Annotated in this window: 10 protein-coding genes; all 10 read right to left on the bottom strand. The window is 51.6% G+C overall.

Annotated elements, in window-relative coordinates:
- Nucleotides 1-18: 18 nt before the first annotated feature.
- Complete coding sequence (locus tag PODO_RS03925; RefSeq protein ID WP_038568804.1) at nt 19-3,180, bottom strand: beta-galactosidase; 3,162 nt, start codon at nt 3,178-3,180, stop codon at nt 19-21.
- Nucleotides 3,177-4,496, bottom strand: a complete 1,320-nt coding sequence (locus PODO_RS03920) for a glycoside hydrolase family 125 protein (protein WP_038568803.1) — start codon at nt 4,494-4,496, stop codon at nt 3,177-3,179. The genes PODO_RS03925 and PODO_RS03920 overlap by 4 nt, the downstream gene beginning before the upstream one ends.
- Before the next feature lie 36 nt (nt 4,497-4,532).
- Nucleotides 4,533-7,691 (bottom strand): alpha-mannosidase, encoded by a 3,159-nt coding sequence (locus PODO_RS03915; RefSeq protein ID WP_038568802.1) that lies wholly within the window; start codon nt 7,689-7,691, stop codon nt 4,533-4,535.
- Nucleotides 7,692-7,695: 4 nt separating this feature from the next.
- Entirely contained in the window at nt 7,696-9,990 is a 2,295-nt protein-coding gene (locus PODO_RS03910) for a glycoside hydrolase family 3 N-terminal domain-containing protein (protein ID WP_038568801.1), read from the bottom strand.
- A complete protein-coding gene (locus tag PODO_RS03905) occupies nt 9,987-10,910 on the bottom strand; it encodes a carbohydrate ABC transporter permease (RefSeq protein ID WP_036684927.1) in 924 nt (307 codons plus the stop codon). Before PODO_RS03905 ends, PODO_RS03910 begins: the two co-directional genes overlap by 4 nt.
- 24 nt (nt 10,911-10,934) lie before the next feature.
- Complete coding sequence (locus PODO_RS03900; RefSeq protein ID WP_282579979.1) at nt 10,935-11,840, bottom strand: ABC transporter permease; 906 nt, start codon at nt 11,838-11,840, stop codon at nt 10,935-10,937.
- Nucleotides 11,841-11,964: 124 nt separating this feature from the next.
- Nucleotides 11,965-13,467 (bottom strand): ABC transporter substrate-binding protein, encoded by a 1,503-nt coding sequence (locus tag PODO_RS03895; RefSeq protein ID WP_038568800.1) that lies wholly within the window; start codon nt 13,465-13,467, stop codon nt 11,965-11,967.
- Between the two features lie 175 nt (nt 13,468-13,642).
- The gene (locus PODO_RS03890; RefSeq protein ID WP_038568799.1) at nt 13,643-15,163 is read right to left on the bottom strand and encodes a response regulator transcription factor; all 1,521 of its coding nucleotides are present in this window, start codon (nt 15,161-15,163) and stop codon (nt 13,643-13,645) included.
- Nucleotides 15,156-16,979, bottom strand: coding sequence for a cache domain-containing sensor histidine kinase (locus PODO_RS03885; protein WP_038568798.1), 1,824 nt, complete (start codon nt 16,977-16,979; stop codon nt 15,156-15,158). The genes PODO_RS03890 and PODO_RS03885 overlap by 8 nt, the downstream gene beginning before the upstream one ends.
- Before the next feature lie 179 nt (nt 16,980-17,158).
- Nucleotides 17,159-22,213 carry an endo-beta-N-acetylglucosaminidase gene (locus PODO_RS30390; protein ID WP_080742403.1) on the bottom strand — a complete coding sequence of 1,685 codons (5,055 nt, stop codon included), beginning with the start codon at nt 22,211-22,213 and terminating at the stop codon, nt 17,159-17,161.
- Nucleotides 22,214-22,693: the final 480 nt, after the last annotated feature.

Genomic DNA, 22,693 nt, shown 5'->3' with positions numbered 1-22,693 from the left:
TGTGTACACCTCAGTTCTTCAGCATTTATTAAGCGTAATGTTAACCTCTTCAGGTCTATAGACAGCTACCAGCTTGCCCGCTGAATCAGCTGCAAACAACACCGAACGTTCCTTCTCCAGTAAAAATGAGTAATGAGCTCCAGTTGCAGGATCTTTTACTTCAAGTTCGGCATCCCAGGCGTATTCAGATACGAAGATATACAATGAACCTTCTGCAAAAGCAAGCTTTCGCCCGTACACACCTGGCAGGTCTCCACCGCTGATCCATTCCAGCTCGGTTTCGATACCTGCGGCTTGTGCAGCATATTGGTAGAGCGCGGCGATTGGCTCGTCGCGGTCATTCAGTTCTAAAGGTAGCGGGCACCAGATCAGGCGACCTGTGCCAATCTGGCGTTCGATGAGGTGATCACCTACACCTCCTGAGCTAGACGAATCAACATCTGCATTTGCTGGCGTTTCTTTGACTAGCTCCGCGATTCGCTTCTGTCCGTAGGACACGGCAAACTTGCGTCCGTTCAATAGAAGCTGCTCCTCACGGCGCATGTTGCCAAGTTTACGGACTCCTACTATTGCGTCCATACGATCCGAAGGCTGCCAGTATGCATCTACACCCAATGCTCCAGTAATGAGCAGAACGGCACCTGTACGCTCCACTATGTCCAGCAAGTGCTGAAGGGCGTCATTATCCAGATTGTGCACACTCGGCAGGAGAATCAACTTAGCCGGCTCTACCTCCAGCGGAGCCAGATCGTATTCCGATACGGCGCGGAAAGGCAAATGAAGCTGATAAGATAAGATCCGTGTCAGGCGAGTAGTCGCATCATAGGCAAGCTTCCGGTTCGAGAAGTCATTAGAGTAAGGGAAAACCACGGAAATCTCTTCCAGCTTCCGCCCGTCAAATAACCCCCCGGCTTCGCCGATGAACCGCCCAAAATCATAAGACACATCCGCTTCCGGCTTCTCAGTCCCATCGGCCCGCAGCGCACCGATCTGCGATTCATTGGCATTATCCATATAAAAGTTCGTGTTCCAGATCCATTGCACAGCCCCGGCACCTCCAGAAGCAAACGCATAGGCATATTTGCGCTCCAGCATGGCCCGCAATTCTTCCTCACTGCGTTTAGCCCGTCCGTCTGGCGTCTCCACATACATGATGCCGGTCTCCTGGATGAGGTTCGGTTTGTGATGGGTTTTGGCAAAAATCCCATCCCAAAGCAGATTGTCATTCAACCACCAGCTGTGAACAGTGGTGTAATCGACATCGCGCTCATAAAAGAACGGCGATGGCCGCTGAGCACCCAAAGCCTCATCCTGCCCTACAGTCACTAAATGATCTGGGCAGAGTTCCTTGATAGTGCCACTAAGCTCCCTTGCCCATACGTTGTGCATGTCCATGGAGAACAGGCAGTAGTCGAGCCAACGCGTGCCGCGCTTCCCGGAATGAATATCCTGCACACTGAAGTTAATCTCTTCTTGCTCAGGAGGTTGTGCAGCCGCAAAATCCGGCAATTCCAGCGGCGTCATATTCCAGCGCTCTTGCAGCGAAGTTATATCACCATGGCGTTCCTCCAGCCAAGCAGAGAAAGCAGCGCGTTCATATTTATCTCGCGCCGAGCTCGGTCCGTCCGAGAAAATCCGCGGCGGATCAAACATTGACGGTTCATTGATCAGATCCCAATCGACATGGGTTGTCGTGCGATGCCGGGCGACGATGGAGCGGATGAACCGTTTTTGCGCTTCTACACTGCGCGGATCGAGATAAGGATTCGTCCCTTCCCAAGTCTCCGGCGTAAAGGAGAAGAACGTAAAGGTAACTTGCAGCCCATGCCGCTTCGCAGTCAGTAGAAAGGCATCAATCGCCCGCAGCACTTCTTCCGAGGCATGGCCGTCTACCTGCATAATATTGCGGTAGGCTGTCCAGATGCCGGTACGAATCCAGTTGATGCCTGCCTTCCGCATCTGTGCCATATCCCGATCCCAGACATCAGCATTTGGCAGGAATAGAAACTTCCGTGCTACGTCAGAGGTCATATAAGTCATGCCGACAACAGGCAAAGGCTGACCGTCTTTGATAAAATAATCTCTTCCAGCCTTAATCGCTTCCCCCTGCGATAACAGGCCCACGTCATGTCCCCAGAAGCCTTGACGCAACATCCGCACTTCGCCTTCTTCAGATACAGCATGGCAAGAAAGATGATACAGACCAGGTTGAATTTCTACAGCAAGCGGTACACGTAGGAAGTTCAGCTCGCGACTGACCTCAAGCTTGCACTCGTGAGTGAAACATGGGATAGACTCCCCGTCTTTGCTCAGAGTGATGTTCAGGGTCCACTGCGCTGATGTCGGTGACGATTGGCTGCGGCTTAGCCGCTGGCCCTGCATAAACAGCAGCGGCCGCTCGCCTTCTTCATAAGAAGCATAGTTAGGCTTCAGCCACAGCTCTGTTACACCCCGAGCGGCAAAAGTTGCCCAGCGGGTTAATGCTTCCGTGCCGCCTTGATTCCAGAAATCAGGCGTAAGCGGTTGGCCGATGAAGATCCAGCGGCCACCGGCAAAAGGCCCGCCGATATGCTCCCACAGCACAGCTGGAGCTGAAACTTCCCGCCCGGCGGCGGTAATGCCCTTAAGCAGCGGATAAATCCGCGTGTCCATAGGTCCACTGGAACCCATCTGCTCCGGCAGGTCACTGCTTTTAGTGACATGCGGCACCAGGTTCCAGGTATCCGTCAGAGCCAGCAGCTGCTCATCACCTACGAAGAGCGGAATGTCTCTAAGCGCAACATGCTGCTGTATGCGATCTGCGCTGCTCACACGCAGCGCTTCATGGATATGCAGCTGGCGGTGATAGGCAGTCTGCTCAGCTTCGATCCGCCACTCTTCAGCGACTAGGCGGACTGGATGCTTAAACGGGGCACCCCCAATGCTGATCAAGCTGCCGCCTCTGCTCAAATAAGCGACGATGGAAGGCCAAGCCTCCTTCGGGAAGTATGGAGCATGGAAGCTAACGAAGCAGTCCCCGGCCTTGGCGCTGTCCAGCGTTTCGGCCAGCTGTTCTGCATGAACAGGAGAGTCAGTATGATGTAATCCTATGGACTGTGCCTGTTCTGTGGTCAGTCCGCCCGCTGCGGTATACCCGGGAAAAGACGGGTCCGCGAACAGGATGATACGGCCCCCGCTCACAGAATACCTTCCTTCATCGCCCGATAGACAAGCTGCGAAAATAAGCTGTTAGACCATGCAAACCAGCTGCGGGTAAATACACTAGGATCATTTACATGGAAACCTTCATGCATATATCCGGTTCCGGCATCCGTACTTTCCAGCATCGCAATCAGTTCCAGCTTCTCTTCGGCAGTCTGAGCCGTAATGCCCTGCATGGACAACGCCATGTGCCAGATATAGTTCTCCGGAGTGTGCGGACTGCCGATCCCTTTGGCAGCTGTGCCTTCGTAATAGAACGGATTTTCTTTGCTCAATGCGAAACGTCTGGTGTTCTGGTAGATGGGATCATCCGCCGAAGCGTAACCCAGATACGGAATGGAGATCAGTCCGGGCGTTCCCGCATCATCCATCAGGCAGTAATTGCCGAAGCCATCGGTCTCATAAGCATAAATCGGACCAAACTCCGGATGGCGATAAATGCCGTAGAGTTTGATGCCATGATCCACTTCAAATTCCAACTCTTTAAGTTCAGCCAGGAAGTCTAGGTCGCGGAAGACCCACTCCGCGAATTCCTGCATCTGGCGCAGCGCGACAACAGCGAACATATTGCCAGGAATGTTGTAGTGGAAATCACAGGCATCATCGCTGGACCGGAAGCCCGACCAGATCATTCCGGTATAGTTCACCGGCATGCCGAGACCGCTATTGCGCAGAGAATCTTCCGGAATGCCGTTATTGCGGCTGAACCGGTACGGAGACTGCTCGAAATGCCGCTGCTCTCTTTTGAACAAATCGAAGATCTGGCGCATGGCCGACTTGAACCCCGCGTCGAAGAAATCAGTCAGACCCGTCTCTTTCCAGTAGGTATAGGCGAGGCGTACGACAAAACATAACGAATCAATCTCAAATTTACGCTCCCACACCCATGGCGACATCTCGGTCACATCCGTAGTGTTCCAGTGCCAGTCATTGGCCGACTCATTAAATGCATTGGCGTAAGGATCGATATGAATATACTGAATATGGCGTTTGATAAGACCTCCGATAATGCGCTGGAGATCGGGATCGTTTTTGGCCAGAGGCACGTATTGAATTACCTGCTCCACTGAATCACGCAGCCAGGAGGCCGGAATATCGCCGGTAATCACAAAGGTGGTTCCGTCATCCAGCAGTTTAGTCGTCGTCTCCAGCGTATTCGGAAAACAATTCTTGAACAGCTGCAACAGCTTCGGGCGATGTGCCAGCTTCTCCTCTGCTTCGGCAAGCACTTCTTGTACAGCCTGCGGCAGCGGTAGCTGGGGCATTGCTATTTTGGGTAATCGGAATTGTTCCAAGTGAGTTATGCTCCTTTGCATCTGTGATGTGATTATTTAACTTCTGATGTAGATTGTTTTGATCTCGTAAGGGGCAAAGTGAAGTTCCAGTTCACCGCCAGCCGTGTGTTCGATCAGTTCCAGCTGCTCTTCCAGAGCATTGGACAGGTAGACGCTCTGAACCGGATGCTGCCATTTGAGCTGAACCCGCTCGCGGCCTCCCGAGGATTCGTAGAAACGCAGAACAGTCCCCTGCCCATCCTCGGATGGCTTGATCGTATCCAGCACCACATGCTCACCGGAGAATCCGATAAATGAGCCCGTTGGCGGCAACTGCCCCTGTGTTGATGAAGCGGCAAAAGTATACAGCTCATGATTTAGCTCTGCTGCACGGCGAACAGTATGAGCCTCCCGCCAATCCCCACGGTGCGGATATAGCGAATAGGTGAAGTCATGCTCGCCGAGATCCGCAGTAGCATCCGGCCATTTCGGCGCGCGCAGGAGCGACAAACGAATGGTGCTGCCTTGGATGTCATAGCCGTATTTGCAATCATTCAGCAGACTGACACCATATCCACGTTCGGATACATCGGCAAAACGGTGCCCGCAAACCTCATATTGCGCCTGCTCCCAGCTGGTGTTGCGGTGGGTCGGACGTTCCAGCGCACCAAAAGGTATCTCGTAAGTCGCTTTATCCGCCACAACATCAATCGGAAACCCTACCTTAAGCAGCTTATGGGCTTCGTTCCAGCTTACATGCGTCTGGAAATCAATCCGGGGATTATGGTGATGTAGAATCATATCCTGAGTAATCTCGGATTGGCCCAGCTTCCAGCGGAAGCGCAAAATATCCTGCAACGCACCAGTGCGGATCACTGCCTTTTCTATAAGTTCAGCCTCCCCGGCGGGTTGGGCTTCATAACGGTTGTCAATGTCCCAGGCATCCCAAAGCGTAGGACGGTCGTGGAAAAAGTGGAAGCGATTCGCCGGCTCACCGGATTTTACGATCTCCCGGTTTCCTTTTTTATCAAAAAGACTGGTGATTTCTCCCCGCTCGTTAAAGGTACTACGATAATAGTCCGTCTCCCAACGGTCGCCGAAGGGAACAGCTCCTACAGCTGTTTGATTATGTTCAGCAGCGGCAGATTCTGCATGACTTTCATCGGATGTGTTCTGAGACAGATCACGAATCCAGATCGTTTTGTAGCCAAAGGCTGGAATCTCCGGAACGAGAACCGAGACACCAGAAACTGCTGCCTCCTCCGTCAGGACATCTGCTTCCAGCAGTACGTTATCCTCGCCATACACCGCAAAGTTTCCGCAGGCGGCTCCTTCTTCGCTGAGAGCAAGTTCGACCACGGCATCACGCGTCCAACCCAAACTATTAAAAACAATGTAAGGTGTGCCCTCGCCTGATGTGTTAATGTTCCCCGCCAATGCCGCAAGCCCCGGCTGAAGCGCAACACGACCAAGCTCAAACACCTCTGCGTATTCCTTCTCCGAGGTCTCGTAAGCTTCGGTAATCGCCGAGCCCGGAATAATATCATGGAACTGGTTCAACAAAATCAGCTTCCAGCCCTGATGCAGCTGCCCGGCAACTACGGCACGTTGCTCTGTGTCCAGCTGCGGCGAAGCTAGTGTCTGCCACAGCTCCGCTTCACGGTACAACACTTCCGCCTTGCGGTTGTTCCGCTTGTTGCGGCCGTGCGTAGTGTAGGTGCCGCGGTGCAGCTCCAGATACAGATCGCCCCGCCACTGCGGCAGCTGCGGCTGACTGTGCGTAATGCCCGCGAAAAAATCCGCGGCATTACTGTATTTGCTTTCCGGCTGGCCGACCATTAGCTCGGCACGCTGGATATATTCCAGCATCTCGCGCGTGACCCCGCCGCCGCCGTCACCATGCCCATAGAGCAGCATCTGCTCGTTATGTTTATCTTTTTCGCGGAAGGACTGATAGTGTTCATGCACATCTTTGGGCAGCGTATTCTCATTAACCCCGTGATTCAGATAAGACAACATTGGTGTGCCGTCAATGCCGACCCAATGGAACAGATCGTAAGGGAAGACATTAGTGTCATTCCAGCCCAGCTTGGTGGTCATAAAATATTTGATTCCACCATGCTGCAGAATCTGCGGCAGAGAGGCGCAGTAGCCGAAGGTATCCGGCAGCCACTCAATCTGCGAGGTGCGCCCGAACTCTTTCAGATAAAAGCGTTGGCCATACAGCATTTGCCGCATCAGCGATTCTCCGCTCGGAATGTTCAGATCCGGTTCGATCCACATTCCACCGACCAGTTCCCAGCGTCCTTCACGGATGCGCGTCTTGACCTTCTCATAGAGTACCGGGTCATTGTCTTTCAAATATTCGAACAGCAGCGGCTGGCTCTGCGCATATTGATAGTCAGGATATTCGTCCATCAGGGCATTCACCGTCGAGAACGTCCGGCTAGTCTTGCGCACGGTCTCGCGCGCAGGCCACAGCCAAGCAATATCGATATGGGACTGGCCCACCATGTGGATTGTTCCTTCGGCATGACCGCCGATCTCCCCGACTCTGCCCCGCAGCTTCTGCTCGATTCGCGTAATCTCACCACCATCGCGGATCTCCTGCGTGGTAAGGCCAACGAATTCATCCATCGCCACATACAAAGCTTCCAGCATCCGGTTACGGCGCTGGTCCTGCTCAGGCAGCAGAATTGCCGAATCGCGAATCACTACTGCCGTGTACATTAGACTCTGCACAGGTCTGTTCACCAGCACCAGCTGGCTGTGGATCAGCCGAATCGGCGGCTGGATCACCGCCTGTTGATTTAATGGGTCCACCGGCTCGGGGACCGGATCGAAGAGTTCGATTTCCAGTTCCAACGGACGGCCAGAAGGATCGCCTGTCAGGGTCACAAAGGTATGATTGCGGTCGAGTCCTTGCCGCGATTCACCGTTCACCCGCAGCAGCCCTTCCCCACCTGAAGCAAAAATCAGTCCGATGTGGCCCGGCAGCCAGTTAGCCGGAATCTCCAAAGTACGGCGGAAGAAATAGGTCGTTCCTTGCACACTCGGGAACAGATCATAATTGCTGCCGTCCTTGTAAGGCTGCAGCTTGTCATACTGTCCCGGCAATTGATACACCGAGGACATAATCTCCCAATCGCGCAATTCCTCCACCTCTAACCATTGCTGCTCGGAGAGCTCGCGGATGAAGCGTTTAATGCGTTCCATGTCTTTACCCCCTCACCGTCAAATCGGTGCTCAGTGTATCATTCACATGCTTACCCACTAGCACTTTAAAGGCTCCTGGCTCTACAACAGGTCTTAAATCCGGTCCGATATATTGCAATTGCTCCGGTCCTACCGTGAACAACACGGTTTGCTTCTCACCCGGAGCCAACTTAATTTTGTCAAAAGCCTTCAATTCCCTCGCGGGACGGGTGACCTTACTGGCGACATCGGAAATGTACAGTTGCACCACCTCTGCGCCCTCACGGTCTCCTGTATTCTGAACGTCCACGGAAACTGTAGCCGTCTCCCCAGCCGCAATTACTTCCGGCTCCACCTTCAACCCGGAGTACGCAAATTCAGTGTAGCTAAGCCCGAAGCCGAACGGATATTGAGGCTGGGAATCGGCCTCCAGATATCTTTTGCCACGGGAACGTTTGCCGTTGTAATAGACCGGGAGCTGGCCCACATGCTTCGGCACGGATACAGTCAGCTTCCCGGACGGGTTCACATCGCCGAACAGGATATCCGCAACAGCGTGCCCGCCTTCTTGGCCTGGATACCAGGCTTCCAGAATGGCATGTGCATGCTCGTCAATCCATGGCTCACTCACCGGACGGCCGTTAATATAAACGACGATCACAGGTTTGCCGAGCTGATGAACCCGCTGGATCAGTTCCAGCTGCACTCCCGACAGGGTCAATGTCACCCGGTCAATGCCTTCGCCGCAGTCCATATCATTCCAGGCATTCTCCGTCACCTTGGACGCGCCTGTCTTGAGATCAATACTGCCTTCCCCGAAATCGCGTGCACTGGAGCCGCCGACGACCATAACAACGGTATCGGCCTGCTCTGCACAAGCGAGCGCGGCTTCAAAACCTTCGCGCGAATCGCCTTTGATCCGGCAGCCCGGTGCATAGAGCACCCGCTCCGGCTCTGCAGCCAGCTTGCTGCGGATGCCGCTGAGCACGGTCGCTACCTTAGCCGGAGGCTGCGGTGAGGTATAATCGCCGAGCTGGTTATACCCGGCATCGGCGTTAGGGCCAATGACGGCGATCGTGCCGGCGGTCTTGGACAATGGCAGCACACCTGCTTCATTTTTCAGCAGGATGATGCTCTCGCCCGCCACTTGCCGGGCCAGATCTTGATGCGCTTTGCTGCCGATGACGCGTTCAGCCGCATCAGGATCAGCGTATGGCTGCTCGAACAGGCCCAGCCTGAACTTGAGCGTCAGCACGCGGCGGACCGCACGATCTAGCAGTGCCAGGTCCAGCTTGCCTTCACGAACGGCGGCCACCAGGTATTTGCCGTACATTTCCCCGGACATCTCCATGTCGATGCCGGCTTCCAGTGACTGCACAGCTGCATCCATGCCATCTTCAGCCACATCATGCCCAGAGGCCAGCATCTCGATAGCTCCGCAGTCGGTAATGATTAGACCCTCAAACCCCCATGCTTCGCGGAGTATATCCTCTAGTAGCTCTGTATTTGTCGTGCAAGGCACGCCGTCTATTTCGTTATAAGCAGGCATAATGGAGACTGCACCCGCTTCGACCGCTTTTTTGAAAGGCAGCAGATCCACTTCCAGCAGTTCACGCCAGCCCATGTGCACAGGTCCGGCATTCCGGCCGCCTTCTGAGCTGCCGTATCCCACAAAATGCTTCAGCGTAGCCCCCACGCTGCCGCCGCTCTGCAAGAATTCCCCCTGCAGACCTTCAACGGCCGCAACCGCCATCTCGCTGATCAGGTAAGCGTCCTCGCCGAAGCACTCCTCGGTGCGGCCCCAGCGGGGATCGCGCACCACATCCAGCACCGGCGAGTACGTAACCGCGCCGCCCTGACTGCGTGTCTCCAGCGCTACGGCGCGGCAGACCTCACGATACAGCTCCACATTCCATGAGCTGCCCAGCGACAGGGGCACCGGGAATACGGTGGCCCCGATCGCCATGTGGCCATGCGAGCACTCCTCGCCGATCAATACCGGAATGCCCAGCCGCGAATGCTCCAGCACATACCGCTGGAGCGTATTCACCGCTTCCGCACCTTCACGCGGAGACAGGCCAGTGGCCAGCGTCACACCGGTCCACGGGTCAGCGCGCAACATCCCGTAAAGCGAGCCCACGCCGCCCCCCGCAACCTTCTCCTTGAAGCTTTCTGTCAAGGTCATCTTACCGTCTCTATGTTCATAGGCCTGCCAGCCGAAAGGCTGAATCAGCTGGCCGGCCTTCTCTTCCAAAGTCATCAGTCCGAGCAGATGCTCCGCCCGTTCTTCAGCAGGTAAATTCGGGTTTGTATAACTCATTCTTTAACAGCCCCTACAGTAAGACCTTGAATGAAATAACGCTGGAAGAACGGATAAGCAAAAATAATCGGCCCTGTCGCCAGCACGACCATCGCCATCCGCGATGTATCCTGCGGCATGGAGCGAAGAGCTTCCAGACTTAGCGAACTGTTCTGGGAGTTCTGTAAAATAAACTGCATACTGGTCTCGATCCGCATCAGCATCGATTGCAGCGGGACTAAATTCGGGTTGTCGATGTACAGCAGCGCATTGAACCAGTCATTCCAATAGCCGAGGGTGCTGAACAAGGCAATCGTAGCCAGACCGGGCAGTGATAAAGGCAGTACCAATTTCAGGAAGATACGGAACTCGCCCGCCCCGTCGATTTTGCCGGATTCGATTATGGCATCAGGCACACTCGTGCTGTAGAAGGTGCGCAGAATCATAATGTAAAAAGCATTCACCGCCAGCGGCAAAATCAGCGCCCAGATCGTATCCTTCAGGCTTAGAAACTGCGTAACGATAATATAAGTCGGCACAAGTCCACCGTTGAACAGCATGGTAAAAAACGCGAAGAACGAGAAAAAATTGCGGTAACGGAAGCTTTTCCGGGAAATGGCATACGCATAAAAAGCGATAAACAAAAGGCTGATGATCGTCCCGATCACCGTTACAAAAATCGTCACACCATAGGAACGCAGCAGCATATCTCCGGATTCAAACACATAACGGTATGCGCCGAGACTCCATTTTGCCGGAATCAGCTTATAGCCATCCCGCGCCAGCGCCACCTCATCGGTGAAGGAGATGATCACGACGAACAGAAACGGAAACACGCACAGAAACGCAAAGATGCCGGCTATCAGATTAAAAGTGATATTCCAGGGCGTTGAGAGATGGTGGAAATCACGTTCTTTTTTAGTCTTAGTAATGGAAGACATATGGCCCACTCCTTTCATGAGGTTCTAGAACAAAGCGCTATCCTTGTTGTATTTGCGGACAATATAGTTGGAGGTCATGACTAGCGTAAAGCCGACAACCGATTGATACAGACCTGCGGCAGTGCTCATACCAATCTCACCTGTTGTTTTGAGGCCTTGATAGACATAGGTATCAATAACATTCGTGACACTGTAGAGCGTACCGGAATTACGAGGCACCTGGTAAAAGAGACCGAAGTCGGCGTAGAAGATTTTACCGATGGCCAGCAGGGTCATGATCGTAATAATCGGACTCAGCAACGGCAGTGTAATATTGCGAATCTGTTGGAACTTACTAGCTCCGTCGATCATCGCCGCTTCATACAGCGACTTGTCGATCCCCATAATAGCTGCGAGATAAACTACGCTGTTGTAACCAACCGCTTTCCACAGATAGACTAAGATCAGGATGAACGGCCAGTAGGCTTTTTCCGAATACCACTGAATTGACTCTGCGCCAAAAAAGCCCATGATCTGGTTCAGCATCCCGCGTTCGGAGCTCAGGAAACTAAATGCAAAATAGCCGACAACGACCCATGACAGGAAGTAGGGCAGGAACATGCCGGTCTGATACACTTTGGCCAGCTTCTTGTTCACAATCTCGGACAGCACAATCGCCATCAGAACCGACAAGATCAAGCCAAGCAGGATAAACGCTCCATTGTAGAGCAAGGTGTTGCGGGTAATGATGTACGCGTCATTGGTGGTGAACAAAAACTTGAAGTTGTCTAGCCCCACCCATTTGCTGTTGATAATACTCGCCCAGAAGCCGTCGCGGCTAAAGCGGTATTCCTTGAAAGCAATAATCGTCCCTATCATCGGCAGGTAAGAGAAAAAGAGAAACCAAAGCGCACCTGGTAAAACCATGAGCAGCATAATCTTGTTATTCATAATATTTTTTATAAATCCGCTGATTGTCTTCACACTTAGATCCCTCCTGTATGTCCTTATATTTCAAAAAAAGACCGGGTCCAGAGGCCACGCCCCTGCCCCGATCTTCTCTTACGTTGATGTTTTACTTGTTGTTGGACGCTTTCCAGGCATCAATTTGCGATTGCGCTTCAGCGATAATTTTGTCCAAACCAGCTGCCTTGAATTTCTCAATAGCTTTCGGTAGATACTCGTCAGGATCAACGGTTCCAGTCATTAGTGGTGACCAGTATTCTTCTTTTACGTTCTGAACCGCAGCGATTTCAGTGGTCACCTTGGAAGTGTCGAAGTTAAAACCAAGCAGCGGTGCATTTACACCGGATTCATTAAACTTTTTGAACTCTTCCCATTTGTTCTCAGGGTCACCCTCGTTCAAATAGTTGATCATGATATTGCCCAGCGAGAAGGTTGGCATGTCATAGTTCTTGGATTCATCCAGGTTCTTCATGGAATTCTCACCAGTCTTCTCGTAGTGCACGCCTTCGATTCCGGAGTCAATCATGTTGCGTAGCACCGGATCGGTGTTGAGCAGGTTCAGGAACTCCATCGCTTTCTCCGGATATGCAGAGTTAGCCGAGATGGCTTGCATCGAACCCATAACAGACCAGTTGTAGATGTAAGGTTTGCCAGCTGGCGTGGAAACTACAGGATAGCCGTAGCTTGCCGACCACAGATTGTCCGCCATCGGCTGGGTAGCCGCGCGATCCATGAACCAGTTCGAAGATTTATATAGATCATCCACCGAAGTTGTAGTTGCTACTTCCGGCGAGATATAACCTGCCTTGTAATATTTGCGAACGGTTTCAAGTGTGCTTTTGAGTTCTGGGGATTCCAGAATGTTCACGATCTTGTAATCCTTCGTGTCCATATAAACAGCCATTGGCATCTTTTCAATGATGTAGTCGAACGGCAGTACTGGCATGAAATCCTTCACCATAGCGTAAGGCGTGATGCCCGGTTCATTCTCCTTGATCGTCTTCAGCAGTGGTTCAATGCTTTCCATTGTGTTCACCCCGGAAATGTCGAGGTTATATTTGTCGAGCAGCTCTTTATTGAAGCGCCAAACTTCTTGCGCCGGAAGCTCTTTGTTGGCAGGAACGGCATAATTATGTCCATCTACCTTGGAGCCTTCCAGGAACGCCGGATCAATCGTGTCTACGATGCCTTTTCCATATTCATTAAGCAGGCTGTCCAATTCCATAAAAGCGCCTTTGCGGGCATTTTGCACATAATCGAACGCCCAGGAGCACGTAAAGAGAATATCCATGGGTTCACCAGCGGCTACTTTGACCTGCATTTTTTGTGTATAATCGCCAAAATCAATCATATTCATCTTCAGGGTGACATTTATCTTCTCTTTAGTGTACTTATTGACTTCTTCCAAGACACGGTCCAGATCCTTCTGCGGTCCGCCGATCGTGTACCAGATCAGTTCGACCGGTTTCTCGGATGATGCACCGTCGCCGCCCGCTCCTGAACTGTTAGTTGCCGCGTTGTTTGAATCGCCGCCACATGCGCTGAGCGCAAGCGAGAATGCCATAAGTGATGTCAGTAACAGGGAAAACCTTTTTCTTTTGTTGTTGCCCATTCCTGTATAACCTCCCCTTTGTTTACCTCAAGATCGCTGGCCTAATCCGGAATTAAACCAGCAGCTTTCTCCTTCAAGGACTATCTTTACTGTAATTTATGAAAGCATTTTCAAACAGAAGATAAACTAAATAAATCATGTAGAAAATAAAGAAAAAGCTTGCAGCGGGGGTCCGCTAGACAAGCCCTTTGTACTCCGTAGGAGATATCCCGACATGCTTCTTAAATTGTTTGTAAAAATAGCCGGTCTCCCAATAGCCTACTTTGAGAGCGATTTCATGAACTTTAAGTGAGGTATTCCGCAGCAGCTCCTTCGCCTTCTCAATCCGGTATTTATTGATATATTCGGTGAATGACTCATTCACCTCTTTATGGAACAGCTGTCCCAAATACACCGGGTGAATATGGTATTGGGCACCGAGGGTCTTCAGTGACACATCTTCATTGTAGGACTCATGGATATAATTCAGCACCTGCTGCACGACTGGACTCTTTACGTCCCGAACTAAGGCGTCTACCGTAATGGTAGCGGCTTCCTGAATAATCTGAGTTAGTTCATTTATGGAAACTGTGGAGCGAATGAGGCCAAAACCGTCTGCGAAAAGCTCCGGTTCTTCCACATGACGGATCTCCTGCAGCTGCATCTTGAAGCGGATCAACCATTCCATGGCAATGCCTTGCAGCAGCACAGGTGTAATCCCCTCCATTTGCCGCAGCTGCTCAAAATGATCCTGAATCCGCACCAGCAGCGCTTCCTTATCCTTCGCCATAATCAGCTTGAAATCATCTTCCCAATTCAGCGGCATACCTTGGACAGCAACCTCATGCCTGTCCTGAACTTCCTCATAATGCAGCAGATTCCGCTCTGGAAACAGCATGAAATATTCCTGAGTCATCTTTGCATGGGCATAACTCTGAGCCGCAGCCTCCTCCATCTCCTCCACCGTTCCTACGGAGAGACGCATTGGCGGACCGCCAGTTAGGGATAACAGCAGCTGCGCATGAAGCCTCTCCACCGCTTCTTTGCCCTGCTGATACTCACTAAGCAGATGCAGCAGCACGGTATCTCCATCCATATCCCGGAATGCAATCAAAGACGGGTTACTGCCTACAACCTCTTCCACCGCTTGGAATAGCTCGGCAGCGTCCTGTTCAGGGCGAAGCAGAGCTACCTGCACCAGCGGCTTATCTAGTCTAAGTCCCAGAAAATCAGTCCGTTCGCTGAATTCCTTCGGCCCAATCTGGCACCGCAGCCAACGGTACATCACATTATCGCGCAGAATGGAAATACTATGCGCATTGAATTGACTCTCTTGGCGGGAGACACCCAGCTTCTCGGCGGCAGTTACTAATGTTGCCCGGAACTCTTGCAAATTAATAGGCTTGAGCAGATAATTTTCAATGCCGAGCGCCATTCCTTCCTTAAGATATCCAAATTCATCATAACCACTGAGGATAACAACTTTGATCTCCGGTTGAATCTCCCGCACAGCCCGGATCAGATCCAGTCCGTTCATCAGCGGCATGGAAATATCCGTGATCAGAATATCTGCTGGGACAAACCGCAACGACTCCAGCGCTTCCTGGCCGTTCTCGGCGTGGCCGACAATCTCCATCCCCAGTGCTGCCCAATCCACAATGTCATATAATCCTTCGATAATAAAAGGCTCGTCGTCCACAATGAATATTTTATACATGGTTTGGATCATCCTCTCCCAGATCGGGAAAATACACAGTCACGGTTGTGCCGGTACCCGCTTCGCTTTGTAATTCAATGCCATACTCACTGCCATAAAGCAGCTTCAAACGTTCATGAATACTGCGCAGGCCGAATGATTCCGATTGTTCATCTGGCTGCAAAAGACCTTCTTTGAGCTGGACCAATCTGTCCGGGGCAATCCCCCGCCCATTGTCTGTAACTACCGCACGCAAATATTTGCCATCCTTGGCCACAACCACACTGATGTGATTATCATTCTTGTCCACGCGCATCCCATGTAGAATGTAATTTTCAATGATGGGCTGCAGCGACATTTTGAGTACAACTCTTCCGGTAAGCTCTTTCCCGCATTCCATTGTATAAGAGAATTTATCCTTATAACGGATACGGAACAGCTCCAGATATAAACGGCAGGCCTCTAGTTCATCCTTCATCGTATGCTTGGGTTTCTGGTGAACATAGCTTTTGAACAACACCGACAAGCTGTAGATCATCTCCCCGACATCTGAAGCTCCTTGAGAGATGGCCCTCATCCGGATCACCTCTAAGGTATTGTAGAGAAAATGTGGGTTTACCCTGGCTTCAAGCGCGGCAATTTCGGTATGTTTTTGCTTGATTTCAGCCTTGAACACACGGTCTATATGAAGATTCAGCTCATCCAGCATGTCGTTGAAGCTCTTGGAGATCTGCCCCAGCTCGTCTTCTCTGACATCGGTAATCCGGGCATCCAGGTCACCGTTTTTCACTTTGCGGGTGAACTTGATAATTTTATGAGTCCGTCTGGCAAAATTATTGATAAATAAAGTGGGCGTAATAATCGCAAACAACAGGCAGATCAAGCAGATAATGAAGATCATGTTCCGCAATCCCCTATAGGTGGCGGCTAATTCCTGCTTAGGCACAGCACTCAACACAGTAAATCCGCCTTGGGTATGAGTCTGCTTAGTAATGATCATCCCGCCAACTTCTTCACCATCTGTATAGGCGGAATTCATCTGCTCGGGATAAGGATAGCGCTTTCCATAATAAGTGCCCGAGGTATCAAATAACACATCCCCATCCGCTGCCAGCACCAGAATCTTTCCCTTGAAGTCATCCTTATAATTGCCCATACTCCCCCAGACCTCGCTGGCATCAAAATAGACTAGAAGCTGACCAATGTTGCGCAGTGATATCTTGTTATTGACCGGGGTACGAACCGTAAACATCGGCCCCTCCGGAGATGAGATCGCCTGACTGACCCAAGTGTTTGGAGCGGTGACACTGCCTTCCTCCTCCAGATACAGCGCATCCGGTACAAAAGAATGGGCTGCATTAGTGGAAATAATCTGAAATTTGCCTTGGTCGTTATAGACATACAACTGCTGCTCAGCTGCACTGTAGAGCATTAAACTGCGGATATCAGAATCATCTTCAACTTGATTGCGAAAAAACTGCACGGTATCCGTCGTAGCATTACTTTCGTTGAAATACCGGTCCAGCCGGTACCTCACGTAATCTTCATACGGGTGCTCCAGCAAATACGACGTATTAGCAGTCAGCTCCGTGTCCCGGTACACGTCCCGCATCATAGACTGTACAGAGTCATATTTTTGCTCAATATAGCTGTTGATGCTCTCCACGGTACGTTTCTGAATCTCCATCTGCCGCTGCACTACGGCCTGAGACATGAGCAAGAACATCAGGTAAGAGAAGGTGATAATGGTGACCACGGCAATGACTGAGAAGAGCAGGATGATTTTCATAAACAGATTATTCTTCAGATACTTTCTGTACAATTTCCCCGGAAACATCAGCAACCTCCTACAGCAGGGGGGAAGCCTAAGCCTCGCTGCTTGTCATTATGAATAAAGTATAGCATGAGGTGCTTCCTGCCTGTGGCTGGTAAAAGCTTGCATTCCTCCGCTAAGCAAAGACAGTCTGCCCATGGAGCAAAGGGCTCCTTGGGCAGACCGGGGTGGGACTATATAATCTACCGGATGTAATTCAAGATGAACTGCGCAGCCTCGGCACGGGTCGCCAAGCCACCGGGCACAAAATTTCCGTCCGTGCGGCCATTCACCAGACCCAGTGATGACGCAGCATTCACGCTGTCTGCCGCCCAGGCTGCTACCTCACCGGAATCGGTGAATGTTGCCGGGGCTGATGACTGAAGCGCTCCATGCTCCAGTACATAGGCACGCATTAGCATAGTCACAATCTCCTGGCGGCTGATGTTCGCACTCGGATCGAAGTGTTCAGCAGTGCGTCCGCCTACAATACCTGCCCGGACCAGACGCGCCAGGTCCTGCTCATACCATACACCAGATGGCACATCACTAAATTTCAATTCCGCCTGAGCTTGCAGTCCCAGCACGCCAGCCAGCAGCTTCACAAATTCCGCTCTTGTAATACTGCGGGCGGGCTCAAATCCATTTTCGGAAGTGCCTTGTATCAGATGTTTAGCCGCCAGCTGGCGGATAGTGTCCGCAGCCCAATGGGTAGACGGAACGTCAGCGAAGGATTTATTGTACTCCAGCACAGCCAGCCTGCCTGTTCCGCTAAACTCTCCTAGCAGGAAGCCATTCGCGTATACTCCGCCGAGATAGGTAAGCGAACCCCCTTCAGCAATAGCATATAAACCAAGCAAATTAGTATTATAATCCGTATTTGCTGCACTCCATTGTATGGTTACTGGTTTGCTGAAGCTTGGAAGACGGTTAGATGTACCATTCCCCGCGATGATGCTCAGATCAAACGTCATCCCCGTACCCCGCAAGACCACCCCACGCTCTGCTTTCAGTGTGCTCATGTTCAAAGTTTCCGGGCTGAGCTTCACCTGAATCTTGCTGCCTGAAGCTTGAGCTTCATTAAGCAGAGCCTTCAATTGCACCAGCAATTCCGGCGCAATACCAAGTGTGGTTCCCGAGGCGGCCAATTCAAGTTGACGGATCCCTAGCAATTCACCTGCATTCACAGGCAGCTCGATAGCTGTAACGCCTGCCGGCACATTTACCGTCACTTTTCCGTTCTCAGTAGATGTACTGAGTGCACTTGCTGGAACAGTCAATGTTGCACTAGTCGGACTTGGAAGCGGCGTTGCTGTCGCTGCCGGAGTCGTTCCGCCAGTTCCCGTACCTGTCCCTGGAGCCGATGTCGGCTGCGGTGTAGATACAGGAGTATTGTGGACCTCCAAATCAATAATCCCGCTCTTTTGAACAGCCGTATAAGGGCGGCCATTCAGTATTTTGGTGTTGGTGACTACGGCCGTGTATTCGCCGCTGTCTGTTTCTTTTGCAGAAGCAATCGTATAATCACGCTCCACAGCGCCTTCAACGGCCTGCCCGTTTTTCAACCATTGGTAGCTTAACTCGCCATAAACTGCAGAAGCCACTACGGCAAAAGACACCTTATCACCTACAGCTGCCGGATTCTTATCTACGCTATAAGCGGTGATAATTGGCGCATCCGGTGCCGGATGTACTGTCACCGTAAGTTCATTACCGGTTCTTGTTGAAGGCTCCGTTCCCTCTTTTCCAGTCAGAGCCACACGGAACTGCGTACCGCTGTCTGCTTCAGAAGCAGTAAATGCGTATACCGCCGAAGTCACGCTCTCCGCTACAGTCCATTCCTCTGCGGTTGCTGCCTTCGTCTCCCAGCGAACCGATTCCACATCCCCGCGGATCTGTACGAACAGCTTCACTTCTTCACCAGCAATGACATCAAGTGCAGAAGGAAGATCGGTTATGAAATCAGGCGCTTCCCATGGTGCTTCAGCCGGAGTTACGTTAAGTGTGTACTCTGCTTCACTGCTGTCACCAGATTCATTGATGACGATGACCTTGTACTTATTGCCATCCATCCCGGTAGTCAAAGCAGGGATAGTATAGGTGGCGGACATTCCCAACGCATCTCCATAACCGCTGCCTGTGTCCGCATACCAGGCATAAGTCAGCTGCCCTGCGCCAGTGGCAACTGCCGTTAGTGTCGCGGACGTATTTTCACGGAAGGAGCCTTCCCCTACGATCTGCACCTTTGGAGCTTGCAAGGCCCACTTCGCCTGTAAGTTCAGTTCTCCGGTTATTAGATCTTCGGCAAAATTCCATCTTCGCGCACCTTCTCCTTCTCCAACGTACCAGCCTTCCAGGTCATAGCCCTCTCTGGCAATGCCCGTAGGCTCCAAGAGCAAAGTGCCATACACAGCCTCGGCCACAGTATTTGCTGGTTCACCCCCATTAGCATCAAAGAGAACGGGATAGCTGCCTTTCAGATAGACCGGTTTGGAGCGGTTGCCTGCATAATCCTCCATCACCACATGCACAACTTTTGCCGTCGAGGTAAAGCTTAAGCTCGCCTTAGTTGTCCGTCCACGGATAATCATCGGCTTATTGCCAGAGCTATACGTTGTGGCAAAAGATTTCGGATTCCCATCTTCATACACATACATATACCGCCAGTCCCTGGTATTCGGCATCGGCAGATTCAGCTTACCGTCCGTCCAGGACCATTCTTCCGCGTAAGGTTCCGCGACCGTGTCGATGAACCGGCCGCTGACCGAGACTGGATCGGTGTTGCCTGCGGTAACGGTGACAATGTAATCATCGCCGTTTACCGGCATCCCCGTGAACAGCGCAGTGCTTGCACCTGCCGGGACAACCACTTGCTGTGACACCGGTTCGGATGTCGTAATCCAATTCAAGGACTGCACTCGAACGGTAATGTCACCGGAAGCTTGGGCGGAGTTCGTCCAGTTCACAGTCAACTCCCCGTCCGCGCTTGAATCCACCTTCACTCCGGAAACCGCCGCATCCAGATCAAAAGCCAACGATGCCGCTTCGCCCTCCACTCCATCCGCACCCACTGCAACCACTTTAAGGGTTCCGGATTTCACCGGGAGATGCTTCAGATAGAACACCTCATCGTATTTGCCGCCCATAAATACATCATTCACGTACACATTATATTGCTTGATCTTAGTGTAATCGGGATCTAGCTTCCACTTCACAACCATTTCACCTGTATCTGTAAAAGCTTCCGCAACTGCTAATTCCGCAGGAGCTGCGGGCTTTACGGCAGACCCGTCATAAACGCGCAGCTGTCCGACGTTCATCTGGTAGGTGGACGCTGTTCCTTGCCCGGGATCGAAGACCAGTCCAAGGGCTGCAATATTATGACCCGCGTATGCACTCAGGTCCAACTCCTTTGTCACCCAACCTTCCGAGTGCTGACCACTGTTTGGAATAGCGACCTCTACTACGGTATTCGGATCATCAGCCAGGATGAGTCCTACCGCCATCGCCGAAGCATCCGTGGCAGATGGCTTATTGAAGCTGATCGACAGCTTGGAGTTGCCATTGACCTCCAGCTCTGTTTTGTACAGACGCAAGAAGTTCTTCGCATTCAGATTGCCGTTCACCACCAGTGAACTGCCACCGTTATACGCACCGATCTGCTCATAGTTGTACCGGTTTGTGCCCGCAAGGTTGTACTCCGGTCCATAATCAAAATCTACAGTAAGCTTATTGCCAGCAGTATCCTGCCACCACTGCCAAGTCACCGGGATATCCTGCAGGCTCATATTAGACCACTCATCCGGGTTCGATACTTCACCGTTCACGGAATAGGACAAGCCCTGTCCAGTGTTAAAATTGGTGTAAAAGTTCTTGTCCTTAATTACCGAACGCTCCGCAATGACGGAGGAGATTCCCGGCCAGTAACGGTTGTCGGCATAAACATCGGAAACAGTATTGGTTGCCGATTTGACCGTATTCTTAGGGTCCACGTTCGGGCCTGACCACCATAGCTGCTCACGCAGTTTTGTCATCCATTGGTAGTCATTTTCGGATCTGTGCGAGACCGGGTAAGACAGGTTCATGTCCTCATCCAGACCGGCATGAACGAAGTCCGCACCGAGTGTAGCCAAGCTGAGCCGTGGCAAGCCATTGCTGTCCAGCTTGTTCATCAACGCTGTTCCGTTAACGGACTTGAACCGGTCGCGGCCTGCTTCCAGCCCTGCAAAACCAACGTCAAACAAGTTGTAGCTTGTTCCCAGACTGGCATTCAGATTGCTTAAGTAATTAGCCGCGTTGGTAATCTGTGTATTGCCAGCCCCGTAGTCGAAGAAAAACGAATTGGAGACGGGTTCCTTGGTGCTTTTATCCACTAAAAAGGAGATATTGGTATCATTAATCGTCCGGGCGAACGCATTAGCACCGGTATTGGTGTTCAGAGAGTCATACCACTGTACATATAGGCCGCCCTCTTGCAGCACCTTCATAAAAGCGATGTAATCGGGGATATCCTGGGTCGCGACATTCGGATTCATCTCTTCCTGATTTACAAAATAACCGTCAAACCCGAAATATCCGGCCATCTCGATCAGTTTATCCGCCACCGGAAAATTACCATTCTCGTCTTTAACTATCATTTGTTTGTACGTCTGCTGTCCACGGTCATTATTGGAAAAAAAGATTCCCGCCAATGACAGCACGCCGTTCTTATGCGCTGCATCGGTGTAGGTAGGGTTCGGGATATTCAGCATGCCGAATTCGAACCATTTTTGCTGCCAGTCCTTCTGGGCCAATTCACCATAATATTCCGGCGGGGTGTACGCAGTTGCTGTACCGTGCCAATAGGAGTAGTAATCAATATATTGCCAAAAGTTAAAATGATACTGCGCAAACTTGTTCGTATACGGCGCGTTCTCAATAAAAGCATTCCCGTAGTCGCCAGCAACGTTGATCATCTGTGTGTCTGCGCTAAGCGCTGGGTTAGCTTGGGTTGCAGCAAATGGGGCATTCCGCTTCTGCAGCGGCACCCGCGATCTCAACAGCTCTGCATCCGGATCAGTTGCCGGACTCCAGTTCGCAATATGGCTGCTCGTATATCCATGTACATTAGGCTGATTGGCACCCGGCGCACTGTCTCCTGTAAAAGGCCACGTATCGCCGGCGTAAGCCGTTAGGGGAAGTCCTGAAACTAGCAAAGCTGCCGCCAGAACAGCTGATGTCAGCTTACGACGCGCCTTTTTACCGGTGTGAAGGTTCATTTTCCACTCTCCTCGTCCTGTAGTTGTTTCGGTTACTCTCATCCATGAAGCGTAATGTGTGCTCAGTATATCGCCGAACAGCAAGTAGATTACTTCTGTTATCCCGTCCCTCTGCCGCTCCTACCCTCTTCTGCCTGCACATTCTGTATCCAACCACATATGTGCAAGCGCATTCATATTTGTCGGCACCCCCCCTGTCTTACTTTGATTAGTCCACCCTAATCTAACCCAGATCTTTCCTTACAAATAGCCGCAAAATTAAAGATATGCTGGATAAATTAAAGATTATCGCGCCAGCAGGGATCGATATCCTGGCAATGAGTGGGTTGTTAAACATATGTTGGTTGAAAATATAAAGAGGATAAAGAAGCGTGGCCTCTTTTGCCTCTTATCTCCGCCACTCCGCCGTATTCGCTCAAATCAGAGGCACTTTTGCCCCTCTTTCACGCCACTCCGCCGTATCGCCGCCCTCCCTCAGAC

It is taken from the genome of Paenibacillus odorifer, assembly GCF_000758725.1.
Lineage (GTDB): Bacteria > Bacillota > Bacilli > Paenibacillales > Paenibacillaceae > Paenibacillus_AQ > Paenibacillus_AQ odorifer.
The sequence above is the reverse complement of the archived record's forward strand: the minus strand, read 5'-3'. Positions and strand labels throughout refer to the sequence as shown.